This window comes from Pseudomonas sp. S4_EA_1b (genome assembly GCF_016307435.1).
In the GTDB taxonomy this organism is placed as follows: Bacteria; Pseudomonadota; Gammaproteobacteria; order Pseudomonadales; family Pseudomonadaceae; genus Aquipseudomonas; species Aquipseudomonas rhodesiae.
Genome location: NZ_JAEILC010000061.1, coordinates 604 through 23,059, shown reverse-complemented (window position 1 = coordinate 23,059; position 22,456 = coordinate 604). Strand labels below are relative to the sequence as shown.

15 protein-coding genes and 1 pseudogene are annotated in these 22,456 nt (G+C 61.6%); 3 read left to right on the top strand and 13 right to left on the bottom strand.

The window, feature by feature from the left end:
* Positions 1-4: 4 nt before the first annotated feature.
* From YA0848_RS19570 to YA0848_RS19545, 6 genes are all read right to left on the bottom strand, one after another.
* Positions 5-295 carry a hypothetical protein gene (locus YA0848_RS19570; protein ID WP_034099931.1) on the bottom strand — a complete coding sequence of 97 codons (291 nt, stop codon included), beginning with the start codon at positions 293-295 and terminating at the stop codon, positions 5-7.
* Between the two features lie 23 nt (positions 296-318).
* A complete protein-coding gene (gene astB / locus YA0848_RS19565) occupies positions 319-1,665 on the bottom strand; it encodes an N-succinylarginine dihydrolase (RefSeq protein ID WP_034099933.1) in 1,347 nt (448 codons plus the stop codon).
* Between the two features lie 156 nt (positions 1,666-1,821).
* Positions 1,822-3,291 (bottom strand): succinylglutamate-semialdehyde dehydrogenase, encoded by a 1,470-nt coding sequence (astD, locus tag YA0848_RS19560; protein WP_169903834.1) that lies wholly within the window; start codon positions 3,289-3,291, stop codon positions 1,822-1,824.
* Positions 3,288-4,313, bottom strand: a complete 1,026-nt coding sequence (astA, locus tag YA0848_RS19555) for an arginine N-succinyltransferase (protein WP_034139052.1) — start codon at positions 4,311-4,313, stop codon at positions 3,288-3,290. The genes astD and astA overlap by 4 nt, the downstream gene beginning before the upstream one ends.
* 48 nt (positions 4,314-4,361) lie before the next feature.
* Positions 4,362-5,381 carry an arginine/ornithine succinyltransferase subunit alpha gene (gene aruF, locus YA0848_RS19550; RefSeq protein WP_184316585.1) on the bottom strand — a complete coding sequence of 340 codons (1,020 nt, stop codon included), beginning with the start codon at positions 5,379-5,381 and terminating at the stop codon, positions 4,362-4,364.
* A gap of 205 nt (positions 5,382-5,586) precedes the next feature.
* Positions 5,587-6,807 (bottom strand): aspartate aminotransferase family protein, encoded by a 1,221-nt coding sequence (locus YA0848_RS19545; RefSeq protein ID WP_034099940.1) that lies wholly within the window; start codon positions 6,805-6,807, stop codon positions 5,587-5,589.
* Positions 6,808-7,111: 304 nt separating this feature from the next.
* Between YA0848_RS19545 and YA0848_RS19540 the strand changes: the two genes are divergently transcribed.
* Complete coding sequence (locus YA0848_RS19540) at positions 7,112-13,042, top strand: leucine-rich repeat domain-containing protein (RefSeq protein WP_184316583.1); 5,931 nt, start codon at positions 7,112-7,114, stop codon at positions 13,040-13,042.
* An 8-nt stretch (positions 13,043-13,050) separates the two neighbouring features.
* Here YA0848_RS19540 and argR read toward each other — a convergent pair whose 3' ends face one another.
* The 7 genes from argR to acs all read right to left on the bottom strand — a co-directional run bounded on the left by argR (position 13,051) and on the right by acs (position 20,984).
* Positions 13,051-14,031 (bottom strand): transcriptional regulator ArgR, encoded by a 981-nt coding sequence (gene argR / locus YA0848_RS19535; RefSeq protein WP_034099944.1) that lies wholly within the window; start codon positions 14,029-14,031, stop codon positions 13,051-13,053.
* Positions 14,032-14,236: 205 nt separating this feature from the next.
* A complete protein-coding gene (locus YA0848_RS19530) occupies positions 14,237-15,001 on the bottom strand; it encodes an ABC transporter ATP-binding protein (protein WP_010208310.1) in 765 nt (254 codons plus the stop codon).
* 27 nt (positions 15,002-15,028) lie between these two features.
* Positions 15,029-16,141 (bottom strand): succinylglutamate desuccinylase/aspartoacylase family protein, encoded by a 1,113-nt coding sequence (locus YA0848_RS19525; RefSeq protein ID WP_198712477.1) that lies wholly within the window; start codon positions 16,139-16,141, stop codon positions 15,029-15,031.
* 1 nt (position 16,142) lies between these two features.
* The gene (locus tag YA0848_RS19520; RefSeq protein WP_034099949.1) at positions 16,143-16,841 is read right to left on the bottom strand and encodes an ABC transporter permease; all 699 of its coding nucleotides are present in this window, start codon (positions 16,839-16,841) and stop codon (positions 16,143-16,145) included.
* Positions 16,838-17,527, bottom strand: coding sequence for an ABC transporter permease (locus YA0848_RS19515; RefSeq protein ID WP_003193627.1), 690 nt, complete (start codon positions 17,525-17,527; stop codon positions 16,838-16,840). The genes YA0848_RS19520 and YA0848_RS19515 overlap by 4 nt, the downstream gene beginning before the upstream one ends.
* Positions 17,528-17,618: 91 nt before the next feature.
* On the bottom strand, positions 17,619-18,404 hold the full coding sequence (locus YA0848_RS19510) for an ABC transporter substrate-binding protein (protein ID WP_034099951.1): 786 nt from the start codon (positions 18,402-18,404) through the stop codon (positions 17,619-17,621).
* Positions 18,405-19,028: 624 nt separating this feature from the next.
* Positions 19,029-20,984, bottom strand: a complete 1,956-nt coding sequence (gene acs / locus YA0848_RS19505) for an acetate--CoA ligase (RefSeq protein WP_034099953.1) — start codon at positions 20,982-20,984, stop codon at positions 19,029-19,031.
* Between the two features lie 399 nt (positions 20,985-21,383).
* Here acs and YA0848_RS19500 point away from each other — a divergent pair, with 399 nt between their 5' ends.
* A complete protein-coding gene (locus tag YA0848_RS19500; RefSeq protein ID WP_034099955.1) occupies positions 21,384-21,653 on the top strand; it encodes a DUF2790 domain-containing protein in 270 nt (89 codons plus the stop codon).
* Positions 21,654-22,163: 510 nt separating this feature from the next.
* Positions 22,164-22,456: pseudogene (locus tag YA0848_RS36095) on the top strand (ribonucleotide-diphosphate reductase subunit beta); the annotation flags it as partial.

Here is a 22,456-nt window from a genome sequence, read left to right as displayed (position 1 = left end):
TTCCTTAGTGGTTGCAGCCAGGACCGTGGACGTGATCGTCATCATCACCTTCCATGTCGGCCGGTTCCATTTCCAGCTGCAGGCTCATCAGGTTGGTGGCCAATGGGCGCATCAGCAGGTTGGCGTACTCGGCGTCGCCTTCTTCGACGTCCACACCGATCAGCAGTTGGCCGCGACCGTCGTGCTGGATCCAGATCTCCTTGCCCTGCCACACCACAGCAACGCGGGTGCAGGAAGTTTCCAGCTGGGTGCCGTCGGTGTCTTCAAGGATCAGTTTCAGGGTATCGGTGCTCATAAAATGCTCTCAGCCGTGCGGCGTTAATTGATCTGGAAAGGATAAACCGCGCCCAGTTTAAGGATTTGCGTCAGTTCATCCAGTGCCGTCCGGCACTCAAGCAGCAATTGCGGATCAGCCAGGTCGGATTCGCGCAGGCTGTCGCGGTAGTGCTTGTGGACCCATTGGGTCAGCGTGTCGTACAACGGCGCGGTCATGATAACGCCTGGATTCACCGCCGCCAGTTCGGTTTCGTTCAACGCCACGCGCAGACGCAGGCACGCCGGGCCACCGCCATTCTGCATGCTTTGCTTGAGGTCGAAGACTTTCACTTCGCGGATCAACCCACCGGAGGCCGTCAGGCCCTGCAAGTAGTGCCAGACACGTTCGTTGGCGCGGCACTCTTCCGGCACGATCAGCAGCATCGAGCCGTCTGCGCGGGTCAGCAACTGGCTGTTGAACAGGTAGGAGCGCACCGCGTCCTCGACGCTGACCAGGGCGCGCGGTACACACACCGACTGGAAATTGCCGCCCAGCTTGCCCAGTTTGGCTTGCAGTTCGCCGAGCATCTGTTCGGTATTGAGGAACGCATCCTCGTGATAGAACAGCACCTCGCCGTTGCCCACCGCGATCACGTCGTTGTGGAACACACCCGCGTCGATCACCGCCGGGTTCTGCTGGCCGTAGACCACGCCGTCGTCCTTCAGGCCGTGCAGGCGGGCGACAGCCTGTGACGCTTCGAGGGTCTGGCGCGCCGGGTACTTTTGCGGTGCCGGGTAACGGGTGTCGAATGCACTGCGGCCGAACACGAAAAACTCCACGCCCGCCTCGCCGTATTCGCGGCAAAAACGCGTGTGGTTGGCCGCGCCTTCGTCACCGAACTGCGCCACCGCCGGCAACGCGGCGTGGTGGGCGAAGTGCTGCGGATCGGCAAACATGGCGCCCAGCACGCGGCTGGTGGTCGGGTGCTCGATGCTGCGGTGGTATTTGCAGTTGAGGTTGGCGGCGGTGAAATGCACACGGCCATCCGCGGTGTCGGCGCTGGGGCTGACGGTGGCGGCGTTGGCCACCCACATACTCGACGCCGAGCAACTGGCGACCAGCAACGGCATGGCTTGCTGGGCCGCCTGCTGGATCACCTGGGCATCGCTGCCGCTGAAACCGAGGTTACGCAATGCGGCCACGTCGGGACGTTCCTGGGGAGCCAGCACGCCCTGCACGAAGCCCATATCCATCAGGGCCTTCATTTTTTGCAGGCCCTGCAACGCCGCTTCCTTCGGGTTCGAAGACTGCTGGCTGTTGCTCTGGGACGCGACGTTGCCGTAGGACAAACCGCCGTAGTTATGGGTCGGCCCCACTAGACCGTCAAAATTGACTTCATAGGATTTCATCGGCGAGGCTCCACGAACATCTGTTTTTATAGGCATCAAAAGTCTTCAACACACCGCAAATCCAGTGTGGCAGAAGGCTTGCCTGCGATAGCAGTTGGTCAGTTGATAAATCAGGTGCCTGACACACCGCCATCGGGAGCACGCCCCCTCCCACATTTAGATCAGCGTAATGCCGGGGGTTAGCGTGGCCGGAACCACCAGGCTTGGGGTCTCAAGCGATGCCACCGGGTAGGCGCAATAATCCGCCGCGTAATACGCACTGGCGCGATGATTGCCCGAGGCCCCTACCCCACCAAAAGGCGCGGTGCTGGCGGCGCCGGTCAGCTGTTTGTTCCAGTTGACGATCCCGGCGCGGCTTTCCAGCCAGAACTGCTGGTAGCGCGCTTCGGAATCGGACAACAAGCCAGCGGCCAGGCCGAACTGAGTGTTGTTGGCCTCGACTATCGCCGCTTCGAAATCGCTGTAGCGGATCACTTGCAGCAGCGGGCCAAATAGTTCTTCGTCTTCGCGCTCGGCCACGCCGGTCACGTCGATGATGCCCGGAGTCAGCAAGGCGGCCTGGTCCTGGGGCTGGGTCATTTCCAGCAGCGCCACGGCACCGTTGGCCAGCAACAATTCCTGGGCGTCCATCAAGGCTTTGGCAGCGGCGAGGGAAATCACCGAGCCCATGAACGGCGCCGGTTGCTGATCGAACGCGCCGACTTCAATAGTCGAACTGACTGCCACCAACCGCGCCAGCAACGCATCGCCCCAGGCGCCTTGCGGCACCAACAGGCGACGGGCGCAGGTGCAGCGCTGGCCGGCCGAAATAAACGCCGATTGGATGATGGTGTAGACCGCCGCGTCCACGTCGGCCACTTCATCCACCACCAGCGGGTTGTTGCCGCCCATCTCCAGGGCCAGGATTTTGTCCGGGCGCCCGGAGAACTGCTGGTGCAGATGGTTGCCGGTGCGGCTGGAGCCGGTGAAAAACAAGCCGTCGATGCCTGGATTGGCCGCCAAGGCGATTCCGGTTTCCCGCGCGCCTTGCAGCAGGTTCAACACGCCCGCCGGCAACCCGGCTTCGATCCAGCATTGCACGGTCAGCTCGGCGACTTTCGGTGTCAGCTCGCTGGGTTTGAACAGCACGGTGTTACCCGCCAGCAACGCCGGCACGATATGCCCGTTAGGCAAGTGACCGGGGAAGTTATACGGGCCGAATACCGCCACCACGCCGTGCGGCTTGTGGCGCAGCACAGCGGTGGCGTCGCCCAGCGGGCCGCTCTTCTCGCCGGTGCGTTCGCGGTAGCTTTGCACCGAGATGGCGATCTTGTTGGCCATGCTGGTGACTTCTGTCGCCGCTTCCCACAACGGCTTGCCGGTTTCCTCGCCGATGCAGCGGGCGATTTCATCGGCGCGACGCTTGAGGGTGGCAGCGAAGGCTTCCAGCACCGCGATGCGTTCTTCCAGGGTACGCCGGGCCCAAGCCGGGAACGCCTGGCGTGCGGCCTGCACGGCGGACTCGACTTGCTCGGCGGTGGCACCGTTGCCGGCCCACAGCACTTGCTGGGTCACCGGGTTGCGCGATTCGAACAGCTCACCCTGGCCAGCCAGCCAGCTACCTGCGATATACAGCGAATTCATTATTTCGACTCCCGAGCAGCGGACAACGGTACGGCACGCACTTGATCGCCGACCACCAATTGCAGGCGCTTGGCGGTCAACGGGTCGACCACCAGCGTGCCGGCGGCCAGGCGTGCGGGCGCGGCGGTGATGCGGCAATCTTCGCGTTTGCGGTTATGGATCAGGAACGGCGTGGCGTCGTCCCCCGGTGTGCCGATGGCCAACACCAGTGACTGGCTGTCACGCACCGCGCGAATCTTGGTGGTCTCGCACTCCACCGCCGGGCCGGCGTCGAAAATATCGACATAGCCCTGGTAACTGAACCCTTCGCTTTTGAGCATGCTCAACGCCGGCTCGGTGTCCGGATGGACTTTGCCGATCACGTTGCGCGCGTCTTCGGACAAAAAGCAGCTATACAGCGGAAACTTCGGCATCAACTCGGCGATAAATGCCTTGTTGCCCACGCCGGTGAGGTAGTCGGCCTGGCTGAATTCCATCTTGAAGAAATGTCGACCCAGGCTTTCCCAGAACGGTGAGCGCCCAGCCTCGTTGGACACGCCGCGCATCTCGGCAATGATCTTGTTGCCAAACAGTTGCGGGAACTCCGCGATAAACAGCAGGCGCGCCTTGGCCAGCATGCGGCCGTTGAGGCCGTTGCGGTAATCGGCGTGCAGGAACAGCGAGCACAACTCGGAGTTGCCGGTGAGGTCGTTGGCCAGGAACAGCGTCGGAATCTCGCGATAGATGTTCAACTCCTGGGACGCGCTGACGGTCAGGCCCACCCGAAAGTTGTACCAGGGCTCGCGCAAGCCCACGGCACCGGCAATCGCAGAAATGCCCACCACGCGGCCTTCGTCGTTTTCCAGCACGAACAGGTAGTCGGCGTCGCCGCGACCGGCCTCGCCGCGAAAGGTTTTTTCCGCCCAGCCCACCCGGTGGGTCAAGCGCTCTTCGTTGGCCGGCAAGGTGGTCAGGCCGGTGCCGGTGCTGCGCGCCAGATCAATCAGGGCCGGTAAATCGCTGCTGCGTACGGGACGAACGATCATGCTATCTCCTCAAACGGGCCGCCGTGGGCCACCCGCGAAACTCTGCTTTTAAACCGCGACCAGACGCACGCTGGCGCCCTCGCCCACACCCAGGGCTTCGGCCGCGGCCAGGTCCAGGGTCACCGGTTTGCCGGGCGCGTAGTCCAGCTCCAGCATCACCGCGCGGTAATCCTGCAACTGCGCATTGCTCACCAGATACTGGCGGCCCGCCCCCTTGACCATCTCACCGATCTTCACCGGCACCACGCGGCTCTGGGCAATCGAGCGGATGCCCGAGACCCGCGCGTGCAGCGTCGGGCCGCCGTCGAAGATGTCGATGTAATGGTCGGTCTCGAAGCCTTCACGCATCAGGATGTCGAAGGTGATCTGCGCACGCGGGTGCACCTGGCCCATGGCTTCCTGGGCTTCGTCCGGCAATAGCGGCACGTAGATCGGGTAATGGGGCATCAGCTCGGCGAGGAAGGTGCGGCTTTTGAGCCCGCACAGGCGCTCGGCGGCGGCGTAATTGAGGTCGAAGAAGTTGCGCCCGATGGCGTCCCAGAACGGCGAGTCACCGTTCTCGTCGCTGTAGCCGACGATCTCGGTCACCACCGAATCGGCAAAGCGCTCCGGGTGGCTGGCGACGAACAGCAGGCGCCCGCGGGAATTGAGTTCCGACCACGGCGAGCCGACCAGCTCCGGCACCATGTAGAAACTGGTGAGCAGGCTATTACCGGTCAGGTCGTGGCACTGGGAAAGCACATGGATCTTGTTGTGGATCTTCAGCTCGCGGGAGGCGTGCACGAAGGTCTCGTTGCGAAAACTATAAAACGGCTCGGAATAGCCGGCCGAGGCGACGATAGCCGAACACCCGACGAGCTTGCCGGTCTCGGTGTCTTCAAGCACGAAGAAATAGCTTTCTTCACCGTTGAAACTCACCTCGGCCGCGAAGGAGGCTTCGCTGGCGGCGATCTTGTCGCTCAAGCGTTCCACATCGTCCGGCAAGGAGGTGACACCAATCGGGCTGTCCGCAGCCAGACGCTGTACCTCGCCCAGGTCAGCCATTTGCGCGGGGCGCATCACCAGCATGGTGTCACTCCTTAACTCTAGAACTCACAGAAAAAAAATACCGAACAGGTCAGGAACACCACATATCTTCAAGTGGGCATATTCCAGTGTGGGAGGGGGCTTACCCCCGATAGCAGTCTGTCAGTTGATACATCTATGACTGATACACCGCCATCGGGGGCAAGCCCCCTCCCACACTTGATCCGGTCCGACAGACAGATGTGTATCAGGCTTGGGTCAGCGTTTTAACCGCACGCTCGAAACGATCCAGGCCTTCGTTGATGTCTGCTTCGTCCACCACCAGGCTCGGGGCGAAACGCACCACGTCGGGGCCGGCTTGCAGGATCATCAGGTTTTCTTTTTCGGCCGCATTGAACACGTCCTTGGCCTTGCCCTTGAATGCATCGCTCAATACGCAACCGATCAGCAGGCCCATGCCGCGCACTTCGGTGAAGATGCCGTACTGCTTGCCGATCTGCTCCAGGCGCGCCTTGAACAGTGCGTGCTTGGCCGTTACGCCCGCCAGCACTTCAGGGGTGTTGATCACGTCGATCACCGCTTCGGCCACTGCACATGCCAGCGGGTTGCCGCCGTAAGTGGTGCCGTGGGTGCCGACCACCAGGTGCTTGGCCAGCGCTTCAGTGGTAAGCATCGCCGCGATCGGGAAACCGCCGCCCAGGCTCTTGGCGCTGGTGAGGATGTCCGGGGTCACGCCGTAATGTTGGTAGGCGAACAGATGGCCGCTACGGCCCATGCCGGTCTGCACTTCGTCGAACACCAGCAACGCATCGTGTGCATCGCACAGCTCGCGGGCGCCTTGCAGGTAGGCCAGCTCGGCCGGCAGCACACCGCCTTCGCCCTGGATCGGCTCCAGCACCACGGCGCAGGTCTTGTCCGAAACGGCGGCTTTCAGTGCAGCCAGGTCGTTATAAGGAACGTGGGTAATGCCGGTGATTTTAGGCCCGAAACCATCGGAGTACTTGGATTGGCCACCGACGTTGACGGTGAACAGGGTACGGCCATGGAAGCTGTTGAGCGCCGCGATGATCTCGTACTTCTCGCTGCCGAAGCGGTCGAACGCCACGCGGCGCGCAAGCTTGAACGCGGCCTCGTTGGCCTCGGCGCCGGAGTTGCAGAAGAACACGCGCTCGGCAAAGGTGGCGTCGATCAGCTTATGGGCCAGGCGCAGCGCCGGCTCGTTGGTGAATACGTTGGAGACATGCCACAGCTTGTTGGCCTGCTCGGTCAACGCGCCGACCAGCGCCGGGTGGGCATGGCCCAAAACGTTGACCGCGATGCCGCCGGCAAAGTCGATCAGCTCGCGACCGGCCTGGTCCCAGACGCGGGAACCTTTGCCACGCACAGGGATGAACGCGGCAGGTGCGTAGTTGGGAACCATGACCTGGTCGAAATCGGCACGTTGCACCGGGGCTTGCTCAACGGACATCGGAGTCTCCTGAAGAGGAACGCCTGCCTGGAACTGGCGGGCGATGCAGGGATTGTAAGGACAGTTTTCAGCGCGACCTTGCCGCCAAGCGACAACTTCTTATAGCGCCAACCCCGGTTTTACGCGGGTTTACGGCAATGCGACATATAGCGTCGCAATGGCGCAGTTTAAACCGTGCGCCCTCTCCGTGGGCAGGTTCGATCACGGCTCATCGGCAAATTTCGCGCAGCCCTAACCGGCTACCACAGACTGCACGACGCGAACTGGTTTGCTGAGGGCTTCTTGACCTTGCCCTGGAGCCCTTGTGACTGAACTCCCCACCTCCTCCGTTCCCCACTACGACATCCTGAAAAACGCCCTGCCCCCATGGCTGGCCGACATCACACCCGACAGACGCAGCGACCTGGCCCAGCCCGAATCGATCGTCGCCGACTGGTACAACAATGCCAACGCGGCGCAGCATCGAACGCTCAAGCGCCTCAATGACCAGGCCTGGATTGCCCAGAACTCGGTGGACACTGCCATGGCGCAGCTCAAAAGCCCCCAGGCTTTTGGCGCCGAGCGCCTGCAAGCGGCGCTCAAGGCGCAATACGGCGTGAGCATCGACGTGAGGAGCACCTGGCTGCAGCTTTATATCCCGCTGAAAATCGCCGGCTTTACCGTCAAGCCCGGCGCCGCGCGCACCTGGTCGGTGTCATTGATCGAGGCGGCGCTGCACAACTTTGAAGCCAGCGAAACCGCAGTCGATGCCTATGACAGCGCCTCCACCTTCAGCACCCGACCCACGGCCGCCGGGCACTTTGAAGCGCTGCCTGGGGTAGCCGCGCAGATCACAGTCGCGCAATTCACGGCGCTGTGTCGCCAGCTCGACATCGGCGCGGCGTATCAGCGCTACCTGCGCGACTACCTTGACCTGGATAACGCCGTGGCCCAGGCCCGCCTGCGGCAACGTCTCCAACACAGCCACATGAGCGCCCTGAAATGCGCGCTGTACATGGCCCTGCTCAAGCAAGACCTGCCGCAGAGTGGCTATGACAGCGTTATCGGCCTGCTCAATGGTCAAGCCCACAGCGCTAACGGTTGCCAGCCTCTGTTGCGGTATGAGCTGAGTATCCTGTCCACCCGACTGGCCGGCATCGTGCTGTTCGCCGACGATCTGGCGACCAGCCGCAGCGTAGTGCCGGTGATCGCCTGGATCCCGGATGACCCGCAGCACCCGATCAAGCGCTACCCCAGCGGCCAGGCGTTTATGCGCGCGCTGTGCGAGCAATTGCGCGATCCGGATTACCAGCGCTTTTTCAGCCGCTTTGTCGCTCACGAGGACCTCGGTACGTTCTTTGCCGACCTCAACCAACGCCTTACCCAGGTCACCTGGCATGCGCACATCCCTGGCGAATCGACCGCCAGCTGGCGCGAAACCGCAGTGGTCCGGCCGAACCTGCAGTTTCGTCCGAAGCCCATCGCCGGCGATCTGTTTGAGCACCTGTATCAGGTCAAGCTCAATAAACTGCTCAACGATGCGCGCACCCAGGCGGTGTCCACGGCCAGTGTCGATCAGCAAGCGCGCTGGGAACGCTGGGCGGTGCTGCAAAAGATCGGCAGCACGTTGCTGCAAATCCTCGCGTTTATCGCCACGCCGTTCGTGCCGCCGCTGGGAGCGTTGGTACTGGGCTACAGCGCCTATCAACTACTCGACGATGGGTTTGAGGGAATTGTCGACTGGGCCGAAGGCCAAAGGCGCGAGGCGCTTGGCCACGCGTTGTCGTTTTCCGAGCAACTGGTGCAACTGGGGATGTTCGGCGTCGGCCTGCCCATTGCAGCCGACCTGATGCGCGCGTCCCTGCCGGCCAATGTGTTGGGCTTTATCGACGCGCTCAGTCCGGTCACCAGGCCCAGCGGCGATACCCGCTTGTGGAAGCCCGACCTGGCGCCCTATCGCCATGACCTGAGCATTCCCAAGGACCTGCGCCCGGACGCACAAGGCATCCTTTGGCACCACGGCAAGCCCGTGCTGCGCCTTGGCGATGGGTACTACCGGTTGCGCACAGACGCGACATCCGGGCGCCATACCCTTGAGCATCCCACGCGCGCCGACGCCTATCGCCCCAGCGTCATGACCAATGGCCACGGCGCCTGGCTCACCGAGCTGGAACGCCCGCTGAGTTGGGACACGCCCACCCTGCTCAGGCGCTTGGGTCATCAGGTCGACAACCTCAGCGATACGCGCCTGCAACAGGCCCAGGACATCAGCGCCACCCACGACAACCTGCTGCGCCACATGCACATCAACCAGCAACCCCCGCCGCCGCTGCTGGCCGACAGCCTCAAGCGCTTCACCCTCGACCAGCGCCTGCAAGACTTCGTCACCCAGATGAACAGCGACGACCCGGCGGTCTATCGACAGGCCGATCCGCGTATCCAACTGCAGTTGGTGGTCACCTACGAACCGTGGCCGCAAACCCGAACCCTGCGATTCCTCGATCCTCGGGGCAACACCCTGTGGGAGTTTGCTCGCAACGGTGAGGCCAGCGTGGTGCAGGTGCATCAGGCGCAACTGGAGAACGGTGACCTGCTGCGGGTACTGATCGAAAGCCTGGACGAATCTGAGCGCAAAAGCCTGCTGGAGGAGCCATTCGGCATGCCGCCGTCTTCGGCGCAAACCCGTGCGAACGCGTGGCGCAAACGCCTCGCGCGGCTAGCATGGAATAAGCGCTTTGCGCTGTTCGACGCCCACTATCGCGGCCTGGAAACCGCGCGCAATGCCCGCGTGCAGCGCATCATCGACGCCGCACCGAACCCCGGCTTGCCCACCAGCGTCGCCGAAGAAATCCTCGCCGGTGCCGACGGCGACGAGCTGCGCGCACTGGACCGGGCCACCGTGCCCGTCCGCTTGAAAGAACTGGCCGACTGGGCGCAACTGCAAGTCAGGACCACCCGCGCCTACGAAGGCCTGTACCTGGAAGCCAGCGACAGCCCAGACACCCCCAGGCTGGCCCTGCACTCCCTGGAAAACCTGCCAGGATGGCAGGCCAGTACGCGCCTGGAAGTTCGCCGCTACCAGGTCAACGGCACGCTGCTTGACGCCATCGGTCCCGAGGATGCCGAAGTGCGCCGCGTCCTGGTGCACACCGTGGAAGGCGACTACGTTCCCTATGATCAGCAGAACGCGCTCTTTGGCAGCAGCGACTTTTACACCGCCCTCCTCCAGGCCCTGCCGGACGCCCGCCGCGATGCGCTGAACATCCATATCGGTCAAGGCGAACGGCTCAAGCAGGCGATTGCCGCCCACGCACTCGGGCGCGAACCCTTGCGCCGACTGTTGCACACAGATCCGCTGATCAAGCCACCCTACAACCCAGCCTTTATGCGCCTGCGTGGCGGCATGGACGGCTATCGGCCCGCCGATGCGCCGCAACCCGGCTCCAGCCAGGAGTTGACCCTCGAACAACGCGCCCACGACTTACTGCCGACGCTGTCCGCCGAACAGGTACGCGATCTGGTACAGACCCTGGAGAACCGACCCGGCGGAGCGTTGGCCACCCTGGTGACGCTGAAAAACGAATACATGAGGCTGGATGTCGGCCTGTCGCTGTGGGTGTCCAGCACCCCACGTTTTCGCGCGGTCAGCGAAGCCCCAATGAGTGAAGCCGAGTATGACTACGCGCGGCGCAACCGTGAGCTGTGGGCCACAGAAATCCGGCGCGCATGGCGCCAGGAAACCGAGGTGGATCAGTACTACGAAGCCATGTCGCGCAACGGCCATGTACTCAAACTGACCGCGCCGATCATCGGTGAACTGCCGCGCCTGTCGGCGCGCATGGAACACATCTCGCGCCTGGAAGTGGTCGGCGACGGCCAGCCGTTACAGATCAATACGTTCCTGCAACTGTTTCCCCGGCTGCGCAACCTGACCCTTCGCCACCTGGCGCTTGAGGGGCTTCCGGAAACCATCGCCGCGATGCCCAACCTCAACGAGCTGATCCTCAGCGACTGCCAATTGCGTCTGAACCAGGAAGCCTATGGCCGCCTCAGCGCTCTGAGCCGCCTGGTCACGCTGGACCTGTACAACAACCCGCTGGGCCGCACCCCCACGGTCGAGCACATGCCGAACCTGAAATACCTTGACCTCAACCACACCGGCATCACCGAACTGCCTGCGGGCTTGTTGACTCGCCAGGACCTGACCCTGGCGCTGCTGTCGCACAACCGTATCCAGACACTGCCCGCCGAGCTGTTCGATGCGCCCGCGCGCATCAGCGACAAGCTCGACCTGTCCGAAAACCCGCTGTCGCGCGCGTCGCTGGAGCGGGTCAAGGCGCATTTCCAACGCACTGCCAGGCACTGGGGCATCAGCGCCGATCCGGCGGATGTGGCCCAGGCCCAACAGCTGTACCCCACTTTCAGCAGCGACGAAATCAATCGCTTCATTTTTGCCCTGCCTGGCAATCTGGAGGCCGGCAGGATCACCCTGACCCGTCTCGAACTTGAGTACCTGGGCATCCGTGGCGACATGCAGGACTGGGCCGACGCGCCCCTGCTGTCCACGGCCGAGCGCACCTACCGCAACCTGTTTCTGCAGGATGTGGAGGCGGCCTGGCGGCGCGAAATCCCCCTCGATGCGCAGCATCAGGGCCTTACCACCGGCTATGAACTGACCCTGCGCAAACCGGTCAGCGGCACACTGCCAAGCCTGCATACCACCTTCGACCACGTCACAGCGCTCAGCCTGCACGGTGCCGGTGCCGAGCTGCGCCTGGGAGCGTTCCTGCAAGCTTTCCCCGCGTTGAAACGGCTGAGCGTGCGGCAATACTCCCTGGACGCGCTGCCCTTGAGCATCACCAACCTGCGCCAGCTCACCCAATTGAGCCTGAACCGCACGCGGCTGCGCCTGACCCCATTGGCCGCCAATGCACTGTCGGGGATGGTCAACCTGGAACAGCTGGATTTGAGCGACAACCCCCTCGAACATATTCCCGATACGCGCCGTCTGACGCGGCTCAGCCGACTGTCACTGAGCAATACCGGCCTGACCGAGATTCCCGCCGACCTGCTGTCGCTGCCGCCCCGCACCTATCTGGACCTGAGCCACAACGCCCTGGAGAACCTGCCGGATCAAGCCTTCAACCTGCCCGTCAACGTAGCGGCCAGGGTCGACCTGTCCGCCAACCCGCTGTCGCGCCCAGCGTTGCGCCGCATCAAAGCCTACTACCAGGCCACCGGAGAGTTCTGGCTGGCGACTCCGCCCGCCGAGGACCTGCAACGGATCAGGGCGCTATATCCGGCCATCTCGGACACCGAACAAGCACGCATCTATTTCGATCTGCCTGGCGACATCGATGGCGCCGCTCACCAGATCACGCGCCTGGGCCAAGAGTACGAACAGCTGCGCAGCCAGTTGCAGGAATGGGCACTCAATGTGCCCACCCGCGATCCGCTGCTCGATACGGTACTGGACGTGGGTGCCCGCGCCGAAGAACAACTGCGGCGCATGCACTTCAAAGCGCTGCTGGAAAGCTGCTGGCGCCGGGAAGTCGAACCGGATGAAGCGGGCAACGTCCCGCCGTATCACACTTACAAACTGGTGTTCCACGGCCAGTTACTCGGGCCGCTGCCGACGCTGCGCGCCCACTTCGGCCACGTCACCTTGCTTGAATTGATCGGCGAAGGCACCAGCCAAAGCGTCGACGGCCTGTTGCGGTGCTTCCCTAATCTCAAGCATCTGGTGATCGAACGCTATGTTCTGGGCGACATCCCCGCGCCGGTGTTCGCCTTGCATTCGCTGCGTAACCTGACGCTGACAGAAAACATGATCCGCCTGACCCCACAGAGCGCGGGCCAACTGGCCAGTCTGGAAAATCTCATTTATCTGGACTTGAGCGACAACACCCTGGGCATCACACCGGATGTGCGCAACCTGCAGCGCCTGACCACCCTTTACCTGCACAACTGCGGCATGACCGAAGTGCCAATCGGCGTGTTCAACCTTGGGCGACTGCGCATTCTGGATGCCAGCGACAACCTAATCGAGCACCTGCCCAGCGATCTGCTGGAAATGCCTCTGCCGATTAACGACGACTCCGACCTGAGTGGCAACCCATTGTCGGACGAGAGCATCGAGTTGCTGCGCCAGTATTATCAGCAGACTGGCTACGAACTCGGCGTGGAAGCGGCGATGTTCGACGAGCATGGCGTGCCGCTGCCGCCGCCGGGGACACCGGAGCCGATGGAGACGTGAGGTAGTTTTCAGCCGCGTTCGGCCGGCACCGAGGACAGCTCGAACGGGCTGCTGCTGCGGCGCTGGTTGCGGTCTTCGCGTGGGGTGGCGCCGAAGAAATTGCGGTAGGCGCTGGAGAAGTGCGGCCCCGAGGAGAAGCCGCAGGAGAGACCGATCTGGATGATCGATTTGCTGGTTTGCATCAGCATCTGGCGCGCCTTGTTCAGGCGCAGTTCCAGGTAGTACTGGCTGGGAACGCGATTGAGGTATTGCTTGAAGATGCGCTCCAGTTGTCGTCGTGACACGCAGACATGCTGGGCGATTTCATCGGTGGTCAGCGGCTCTTCGATGTTGGCTTCCATCAGCAGCACCGCCTGGGTCAGCTTCGGATGGCTGGAGCCCAGGCGGTTTTGCAGCGGAATGCGCTGACGCTCGCCGCCTTCGCGGATACGCTCGACCACCAGCTCTTCCGACACCGCACCGGCCAGTTCGGCGCCGTGATCACGGGCCAGCACCGCCAACAGCAGATCGAGCACCGACATGCCGCCGCAAGCGGTCAGGCGGTCACGATCCCAGTCGAACAAATGGCTGGTGGCGATGACCTTGGGGAAACGCTCGGCGAAATCGTCCTGCCAGCGCCAATGCACGGCGGCGCGGTAGCCGTCGAGCAGGCCGAGCTGGGCCAATGGATAAACCCCGGCCGACAGCCCACCGATCACGCAGCCGGTGCGCACCAGTTGCTTGAGGGCGGTGCTGAGTTGGGAAGCGATGACGGCCGGTGGCTCGTCCGCCAGCAGGAACAACTTTTGAAAGCCCTCCAGCTTACCGGCCCAGGGCTCACCCGGTAGTTGCCAGGCACCGTCGACTGGCGGTTCTGCCTGCAAAAACGAGAGTTCGTACACCACCTCCGGATGCACCCGCTGGGCCACGCGCAAGGCCTCCTCAGCCAGCGCAAGCGTGAGTGCTTTTGTGCTGGGCCAGATCAGGAAACCAATTCGATGGGCAGTCATGGAGGGCTATCCGAAGCAAAAACAGTGAAAGAAGCCGTGGGCCAATGCTAGCCCGTAAATGAACACAAATCTCAAAAACGATGAACATCCAATGTGGGAGGGGGCTTGCCCCCGATTGCGGCGTATCAGAATCAGATGTGCTGACTGACACTCAGCTATCGGGGGCAAGCCCCCTCCCACATAAAGCAGCGCTCACAAGGAGTGGCTACTTCAAGCTGCCGGAAAGGAACTGCTGCAAACGCTCGGACTGCGGGTTCACCAGCACTTCACGGGGGTTGCCGCGCTCTTCGACGATGCCTTTGTGCAAAAACACCAACTGGTTGGACACTTCACGGGCAAAGCCCATTTCGTGGGTCACCACCACCATGGTGCGGCCTTCCTGAGCCAGGTCCTGCATCACCTTGAGCACTTCGCCGACCAATTCCGGGTCGAGCGCCGAGGTGGGTTCGTCGAACAGCATCACCTCCGGTTCCATCGCCAAGGCACGGGCAATCGCCACGCGCTGCTGCTCGCCGCCGGACATGTGGCCGGGGAACGCATCCTTGCGATGGCCCACGCCGACCTTGGCCAGGTAGTGCTCGGCCTTTTCACGGGCCTCTTTCTTCGACACGCCCAGCACATGCACCGGGGCTTCCATCACGTTCTCAATCGCGGTCATGTGCGACCACAGGTTGAAATGCTGGAACACCATGGACAGGCGCGAACGCATGCGTTGCAGCTGTTTGGGGTCGGCCGCCTTCATGGCGCCGTCCTTGTTGGCCACCAGTTTCAGCTCTTCGTTATTGAGCAGAATCTTGCCGGCGTGGGGTTGCTCCAGCAGGTTGATGCAGCGCAAAAAGGTACTTTTGCCCGAACCGCTGGAACCGATGATGCTGATCACATCACCGGCGGCAGCGGCCAGGGATACGCCTTTAAGCACTTCATGACTGCCATAGCGTTTATGCAGGTCTTGGACTTCAAGCTTGTACATGCGGTCGGTTCTCACAAAAACAGGTGGTCAGTCGTTGAGCAAGCGCCCGTGCCGCAGCGCTTCGCGCCCCGCCACCTTGGCCAGCCAGAAACCCGCTTGGGCATAACGTAGCCGTTCAACGGCAAACAACACCCCCGACGTCCCCGCGCAGATAATGCTCACGCGGTCGGTCAGGGGATCAATCACTTCAAAAATCGGCTCGCCTTTGTCGACCCAGTCCCCGGCTTTGCGCAGGTAACTGATCACCCCGGCATGGGGCGCGAACAGCAATTCGGTGCCTTCGAACGGCACGCCTTCGCACGGCTCGTGCTGCGGCGCCGGCCATTGGCCCTTGATCAGGCCTTGCTCGGCGAGAAACGCGAGTATGCCCTCGGCGTGGAAGATCGCCTCAGCGCGACCGGTATCGGCCTGCCCGCCCAGCTCCAGGGTGGTCGCTAGGCACGCCAGCGGGATCTGCGCCTCGGGGAACGCCCGCGACAAGCGCAGCCACGGCAGTGAGCAAGCCTCATCGAACGAACTGCCGCCGGAATCTTCTGCGAGCAGGCCGACTTTGACATTCAGGTGCGCCGACAGTGAGCGCCACTGCGGCCAGTGCTGAGGCAGCGCGTACATGTGCAGCGCGGCTTCGGCGTCGCAGTGCAAGTCGAGCACGATATCGGCGCTGCACGCATGCTTGAGCAGCACGCGCTGCATGCCTTGCAACTGGCTGCTGGGCTCGGGCAGTGCGTCCAGCGCCTGATCCATCGCCTGGCGGATCAAGCGCACGTTGGCGTGAGGATCATCGCCCAATTTGCCGTGCAGCAGCGCGGCGACCGGCTCGCTCAACTCGACAAAATCGCGGTTGAAATTCTTGCCGCTGCCCACTTCGAAACACCCCTGATGGCTGCCTTGCAGCAACTGGCCCAGGCCCATCGGGTTGGCCACCGGCACCAGCTCGATCACGCCGTTGAGGGCGCCTTGCTGCTCCAGTTCGGTCAGGCGTTTTTTCAGCTCCCAGGCGGCGCGCATGCCGGGCAGTTCATCGGCGTGCAGGCTGGCCTGGATATAAGCCTTGCGCTCGCCGCTGCCGAAACGGAACACGCTCAACTGGCGCTCGCAGCCCAGGTGGCCCCAGGGCAACAGGTGATCGATACGTTGCATATCAGTGCTTCCGTGGAGCCAGGTAGCTCAGCCAGCGGCGCTCGGCCAACTTGAACAGGCGCACCAGGATAAAGGTCAGGCACAGGTAGAACGCGCCAGCAGTGATGTAGGCTTCGAACGGCAGGTAATACTGCGCGTTCACGGTGCGCGCGGCGCCGGTGATGTCGATCAAGGTGACGATGGAGGCCAGGCTGGTGGTCTGCAGCATCATGATCACTTCGTTGCTGTACTGCGGCAGCGCGCGGCGCAGGGCCGACGGCAGCAGGATGCGGCGGTACAGCTTGTAGCGCGACATGCCCATGGCCTTGGCCGCTTCGATCTCACCGTTAGGTGTGGCCTTGAGGCTGCCGGCAATAATTTCGGCGGTGTAGGCGCTGGTGTTGATGGCAAACGCCAGGCACGCGCAGAACGTGGCGCTGGACAGCAGCGGCCACATAAAGCTTTCGCGCACCACTTCGAATTGGGCCAGACCGTAGTAGATCAAAAACAGCTGCACCAGCATCGGCGTGCCACGGATCACGTAGGTATAGAGCCAGGCCACGCCATTGACCAACGGCTGCTTGGACACCCGCATCAAACCCAGGGGCACCGCCACGAGCAAGCCGAAGAACAGCGAGATGGCCAGCAGTTTCAGGGTGGTTGCCAGACCGCCGAGGTACAGCGGCATGGCCTCCCAGATGACGTTGTAGTCGAAGATCATAGATCAGCCGCCCTTACGCCTACCGAGTAGCGCTTTTCAAGGTAACGCAAGGCCAGCAACGACACGCTGGTGATCACCAGGTACATCGCCGCCACTGCGAGGAAGAAGGTAAAAGGTTCGCGGGTGGCGTCGGCCGCCTGCTTGGCCTTGAACATCATGTCTTGCAGGCCCACCACCGAGATCAGCGCGGTGGCCTTGGTCAGTACCAGCCAGTTGTTGGTGAACCCGGGGATCGCCAGGCGGATCATCTGCGGCACCATTACCCGGAAAAACACCTGGAACGAACTCATGCCATACGCCAGCCCGGCTTCGGCCTGGCCTTTGGGGATGGCCATGAAGGCGCCGCGGAAGGTTTCCGACAGGTAGGCGCCGAAGATGAAACCCAGGGTGCCGATGCCGGCGGCCAAGGGGTTCAAGTCAATATAGTCGTCGAAGCCGAGCAGCGGCGCGACGCGATTGAGCAGGTCCTGACCGCCATAGAAAATCAGCAGTATCAACACCAGGTCGGGGATCCCGCGGATCACCGTGGAGTACAAGTCACCTAGCCAAGCCAGCCAGCGCACCGGCGACAGGCGCAGGGCGACCCCGATCAGACCCAGAACAATGGCCAAGGCCATGGACGACAAGGCGAGCTGAAGCGTCAACCATGCGCCATCGAGGATAACGGCCCCGTAGCCTTTCAACATGATTCAGGTCCTCGAAAAGGGGGATGAAAAAATGGCGCAAACCGCAGGAATTCTGTTGCTTGCGCCATTCTGGACAGACAGCTGCGACGATTTACTTGGCGTCGGCGCCGTAGATATCGAAGTCGAAGTACTTGTCTTGGATTTGCTTGTATTTGCCGTTGGCACGGATCGCCGCGATAGCCGCGTTGATGCGGTCGAGGTTTTCCTTGTCGCCTTTGCGCACCGCGATGCCTACGCCGTCGCCGAAGTATTTGACGTCGGTGAATGCAGGGCCCACGAAGGCGAAACCTTTGCCGGCGTCAGTCTTCAGGAAGCCGTCCTGCAGCAGGGTCGCATCAGCCACGGTACCGTCGAGGCGACCGGCGGCCACGTCCAGGTAGATTTCGTTCTGGGTGCCGTAAGGAACCACGGTGGCGCCTTTAGGGGCCAGCACTTCCTTGGCGAAGCGATCGTGGATCGAACCGCGCTGCACACCGATCTTCTTGCCTTTCAACTCTTCCAGGCTGTCGCTGACGGTCGTGCCTTCCTTCAACACCAGGCGTGCTGGGGTCAGGTAGTAGCGGGTGGTGAAGTCCACAGACTTCTTACGGTCTTCGGTAATGGACATGGACGACAGGATCGCGTCGATCTTGCGCACTTTGAGTGCTGGGATCAGACCGTCGAATTCCTGCTCAACCCAGGTGCACTTGACCTTCATCTCTTCGCACAGCGCGTTGCCGATGTCGTAGTCGAAACCGACGATGCTGCCATCCGGCGCTTTCGACGCAAACGGAGGGTAGGCTGCTTCGATACCAATTTTCAGTGGCTTGCCTTCAGCGAAAGCCTGCATGGACAGCACGGACAGCGCCAGGGCGCCCAACAGCACGAGTTTCTTCATCTTGGGACTCCATCGGTATAGGGCAGAAACAGCAGTATGAGCCATGGCCCATGATGCGATTGAGTAAAACCGAATAGCGTTGCAGCGTCCTACGCCGGTGACTACCTGCGACGACGAGCGAGTGATCGGCATTCTAACGACAGGCCGGAAGCCGATATTTCCTCAATGCGACAACAATTTACAGAAGCACCGAGAAAGCGGTTCCAGCTCATTGACAGCCCCTGAAATTTATGCAGAGACAAAAGATATTAAACCTGTTGATGCTGCAAATTGCGGGCCTATTATTCGCAAACCCTTCTAGCACGGCAAGTCTAGCGGTTAATCTTATTTCCAGGGGTGTCTAAAACGCGGTTTTTCGGGCCATATGCGTAGCCGTTCGCCTCAGGTGTGGGCAGCGGGTTACACATTTGCACCGCTCGGTAACATTCAGAAACCTCCTACACAATAAATCGATATTTATTGGTCTGGTGGTTATGGCGGGCCGTCAGCCCCTCCGCCATATCCGCCTGGAACTGCACTCCAGGGGGCAAGCCCCCTCCCACATTGGTTCTCACTAGTTTTGAGAGATCATAAAAAAGCCCCACTCGGCTTACGCCGAATGGGGCTGTTCCCACCTATCCCGCCTTACGCGACGTTCATGGTCTTGTGCGTCTCAATCAAATGCGCCACCACACCTGGGTCCGCCAGGGTGGAGATATCCCCCAACCCGTCGTACTCGCCCGTGGCGATCTTGCGCAGGATGCGGCGCATGATTTTGCCCGAGCGGGTTTTCGGCAGGCCCGGTGCCCACTGGATCACATCCGGCGAAGCAATCGGCCCGATTTCTTTGCGCACCCAGTTTTTCAGCTCCAGGCGCAGGGCTTCGGTCGGTTCTTCGCCGCCATTCAAGGTGACGTAGACATAAATGCCCTGCCCCTTGATGTCGTGCGGCACACCCACCACCGCCGCTTCGGCGACTTTAGGGTGGGCGACCATCGCGCTTTCGATCTCGGCGGTGCCCATGCGGTGGCCGGAGACGTTCAACACGTCGTCCACGCGCCCGGTGATCCAGTAGTAGCCATCCTCGTCACGGCGCGCGCCGTCACCGGTGAAGTACATGCCACGGAAGGTCTTGAAATAGGTATCCACAAAACGGTCGTGGTCGCCGTACAAGGTACGGGCCTGGCCTGGCCACGAGTCGAGGATCACCAGGTTGCCTTCGGCGGGGCCTTCGATCAGGTTGCCGAGGTTGTCCACCAACGCCGGCACCACGCCAAAGAACGGCCGCGCCGCCGAACCCGGCTTGAGCGCATGGGCGCCCGGCAGCGGGCTCATCATGTTGCCGCCGGTTTCGGTCTGCCACCAGGTGTCGACGATCGGGCAACGGGATTGACCGACGTTCTTGTAGTACCAGTCCCAGGCTTCCGGGTTGATCGGCTCGCCCACCGAACCGAGCAGACGCAGGCTGCTGCCGTCGGCGCCTTCGCAGGCGGCGGTGCCCGAGGCCATCATCGCGCGGATCGCGGTCGGGGCGGTGTAGAGGATATTGACCTTGTGCTTGTCGACAATCTTCGCCACTCGGGTGATGTCCGGGTAGTTCGGCACGCCTTCGAACAGCAGCGTGGTCGCGCCATTGGCCAGTGGGCCGTAGACGATGTAGGTGTGGCCGGTGACCCAGCCGACGTCGGCGGTGCACCAGTAGATTTCGCCCGGGCGGTAGTCAAAGACGCGCTCATGGGTCAGGGCCGCATACAGCAGGTAACCGCCGGTGGTGTGCTGCACGCCCTTGGGCTTGCCGGTGGAGCCGGAGGTATAGAGGATAAAGAGAGCTTCTTCGGCCCCCATCTCTTTCGGTGCACAGACCGCGCCCGCCACTTTCATCAGGTCTTCGTACCAGATGTCGCGATGCTGGTTCCACTTGATCGCGCCGTTGGTGCGCTTGCACACGATAACTTTCTGGATGCTGCTGGTTTCCGGATTGGTCAGGGCGTCGTCGACGTTGGCCTTGAGCGGAATCTTCTTACCGGCGCGGATGCCTTCGTCAGCGGTGATCACCACCTTCGACTTACAGTCGATAATGCGACCGGCCAGGGCCTCCGGCGAAAAACCACCGAACACCACCGAATGGATCGCACCGATGCGCGCGCAGGCCAGCATGGCGACCACGGCTTCGGGAATCATCGGCATATAGATGGTTACCACGTCGCCGCGATGCACATCCTGGCCACGCAGGGCGTTGGCGAATTTGCAGACTTCTTCGTGCAGCTCGCGGTAGGTGATGGTACGGCTCTCGGCAGGGTCATCGCCCTCCCAGATGATGGCTGCCTGATCGCCGCGCTCGGCGAGATGACGGTCCAGGCAGTTGTAGGAAACGTTCAAGGTGCCATCGGCGAACCACTTGATGTCGACGTGGTGATCGTCGAACGACGTCTGCTTCACCGTGGTGAAAGGCTTGATCCAGTCAAGACGCTTGGCTTGCTCGCGCCAGAAACCATCAGGGTTGACCACCGACTGCTGGTACATGGCCTTGTAGGTCGCCTCGTCGGTCAGCGTGTTGGCTGCTACTTCGGGGCGAACGGGGTACAGGGAAGCCGCACTCATCTTTCTTACCTCGGTGACAATAGTTGTTTTTGTATGGCCCCTGTTTTAGCCGGGGTGAGCCTATAGAACCATTCGACGATGGTAGTAACAAGACCCTACAAATTGCCCTGCTATCCCCTTACACCGCTCTGGCCCGCAGCCTACGGGGCTTTACCGGCCTATGAAAAATCCTTCACCTGGCGATTGTTACAAAAACCGCCAAAAGTGTTTATCAAAAGCACGGGTATATGAATATAACCGGCACGCCTAAAATCAACTCCGCCAACAAGGCACTGTGATTAACAACGCAACAGCCCCCACGAAGGCAACGTTAATCCGAACTTCCCAACTTTTAAGTTACACACGCGGCCTCACAAGGGCCCCGTGACCCCTTTCGCCCTGAAGAAGGTAAATAAAGTAATGAAAGCGTTAGTAGTGATGGCCCTCAGCAGCGTGTGTGCCACTGCCGCCCTGGCCGACGAAGCCCCGACCGAACTGGCCGGCAAGAACGCACCGATTGTCGAGGACTACACCTACAGCACTCATTTGGACATCGCCAAAGTACTGTCCATGAGCAACGTGCCGAATGTCTGCGAAGTTGTACCGGTAAAAATGGAATATGAAGACTCCCAAGGTCAGCGTCATATTCTTAATTACCATGTAATGGGCAATGGCTGCTCTAACGGCTAATAACATAATTATTCAGATATAAACTCGGATCTTGGCCGCCGCAGAAAATCGTTTCTGCGGCCAAGAACCTGCCTTACAAAGCCCTACTCTGCGCCCTCACCCTCGCCTACCCAAAACATCCCACCGCCCGTCAAAAAATTCCTACCCCAGCAAAGCCTTGCAAACACGCGCTTTGACCGAAAACCATGGCCTCACAGCGGCCAATCGTGACCATCCGCCGCAACACAAAGCCGATTTTTTCCCTATAATGCGCGGGTAAATCGGGCCTGCAATATCCCTTTACACAGGGACGAAGAGCCAGACCTGAGGCCATCGCCGGAGCCAGCACCGACCGCTCCGCCCCTCAAGCCTCACGCAGCGCACCCGTTACGCAATTTCCGTTTAATGCCTGCGCGAGCTGTTGCAAGAAACGATTCCTTAAGATCCACCGCGGCCCTCGGGCCGTGTGAATACCCAACCATCCGGTTTCACACGGGCACCTTGGAGCCCTCACGCAGGAGACGACACGTCATGCTGAGCTGGGACGAATTCGACAAAGAAGATGAAGGCGAAGTAGCCACCAAAGGCGCCAACGCCGGCCACGCCACCGAAGCCAACATGGACCGCCTCGACGGTGCCGGCGCCGCCGCCGCCATTGAAGCCCGCGCCGTCACCGCCAATGACTCCGCCGCCATCGTGCGCGCCAAGGCCGCCCTGGACAAACTCGACATCGCCGAAGGCCTCGCCGAACTCGAAGGCGCCTCCGCCCGCGTCGCCGTCGACGAAAAGCGCATGATCAACTGCCGCGCCGACCTCAACCAACT

Coding starts and splice junctions, on each gene's coding strand:
- YA0848_RS19570 (WP_034099931.1), bottom strand. CDS start 295: ATGAGCACCGATACCCTGAAACTGATCCTTGAAGACACCGACGGCACC.
- astB (WP_034099933.1), bottom strand. CDS start 1,665: ATGAAATCCTATGAAGTCAATTTTGACGGTCTAGTGGGGCCGACCCAT.
- astA (WP_034139052.1), bottom strand. CDS start 4,313: ATGATCGTTCGTCCCGTACGCAGCAGCGATTTACCGGCCCTGATTGAT.
- aruF (WP_184316585.1), bottom strand. CDS start 5,381: ATGCTGGTGATGCGCCCCGCGCAAATGGCTGACCTGGGCGAGGTACAG.
- YA0848_RS19545 (WP_034099940.1), bottom strand. CDS start 6,807: ATGTCCGTTGAGCAAGCCCCGGTGCAACGTGCCGATTTCGACCAGGTC.
- argR (WP_034099944.1), bottom strand. CDS start 14,031: ATGACTGCCCATCGAATTGGTTTCCTGATCTGGCCCAGCACAAAAGCA.
- YA0848_RS19530 (WP_010208310.1), bottom strand. CDS start 15,001: ATGTACAAGCTTGAAGTCCAAGACCTGCATAAACGCTATGGCAGTCAT.
- YA0848_RS19525 (WP_198712477.1), bottom strand. CDS start 16,141: ATGCAACGTATCGATCACCTGTTGCCCTGGGGCCACCTGGGCTGCGAG.
- YA0848_RS19520 (WP_034099949.1), bottom strand. CDS start 16,841: ATGATCTTCGACTACAACGTCATCTGGGAGGCCATGCCGCTGTACCTC.
- YA0848_RS19515 (WP_003193627.1), bottom strand. CDS start 17,527: ATGTTGAAAGGCTACGGGGCCGTTATCCTCGATGGCGCATGGTTGACG.
- YA0848_RS19510 (WP_034099951.1), bottom strand. CDS start 18,404: ATGAAGAAACTCGTGCTGTTGGGCGCCCTGGCGCTGTCCGTGCTGTCC.
- acs (WP_034099953.1), bottom strand. CDS start 20,984: ATGAGTGCGGCTTCCCTGTACCCCGTTCGCCCCGAAGTAGCAGCCAAC.
- YA0848_RS19500 (WP_034099955.1), top strand. CDS start 21,384: ATGAAAGCGTTAGTAGTGATGGCCCTCAGCAGCGTGTGTGCCACTGCC.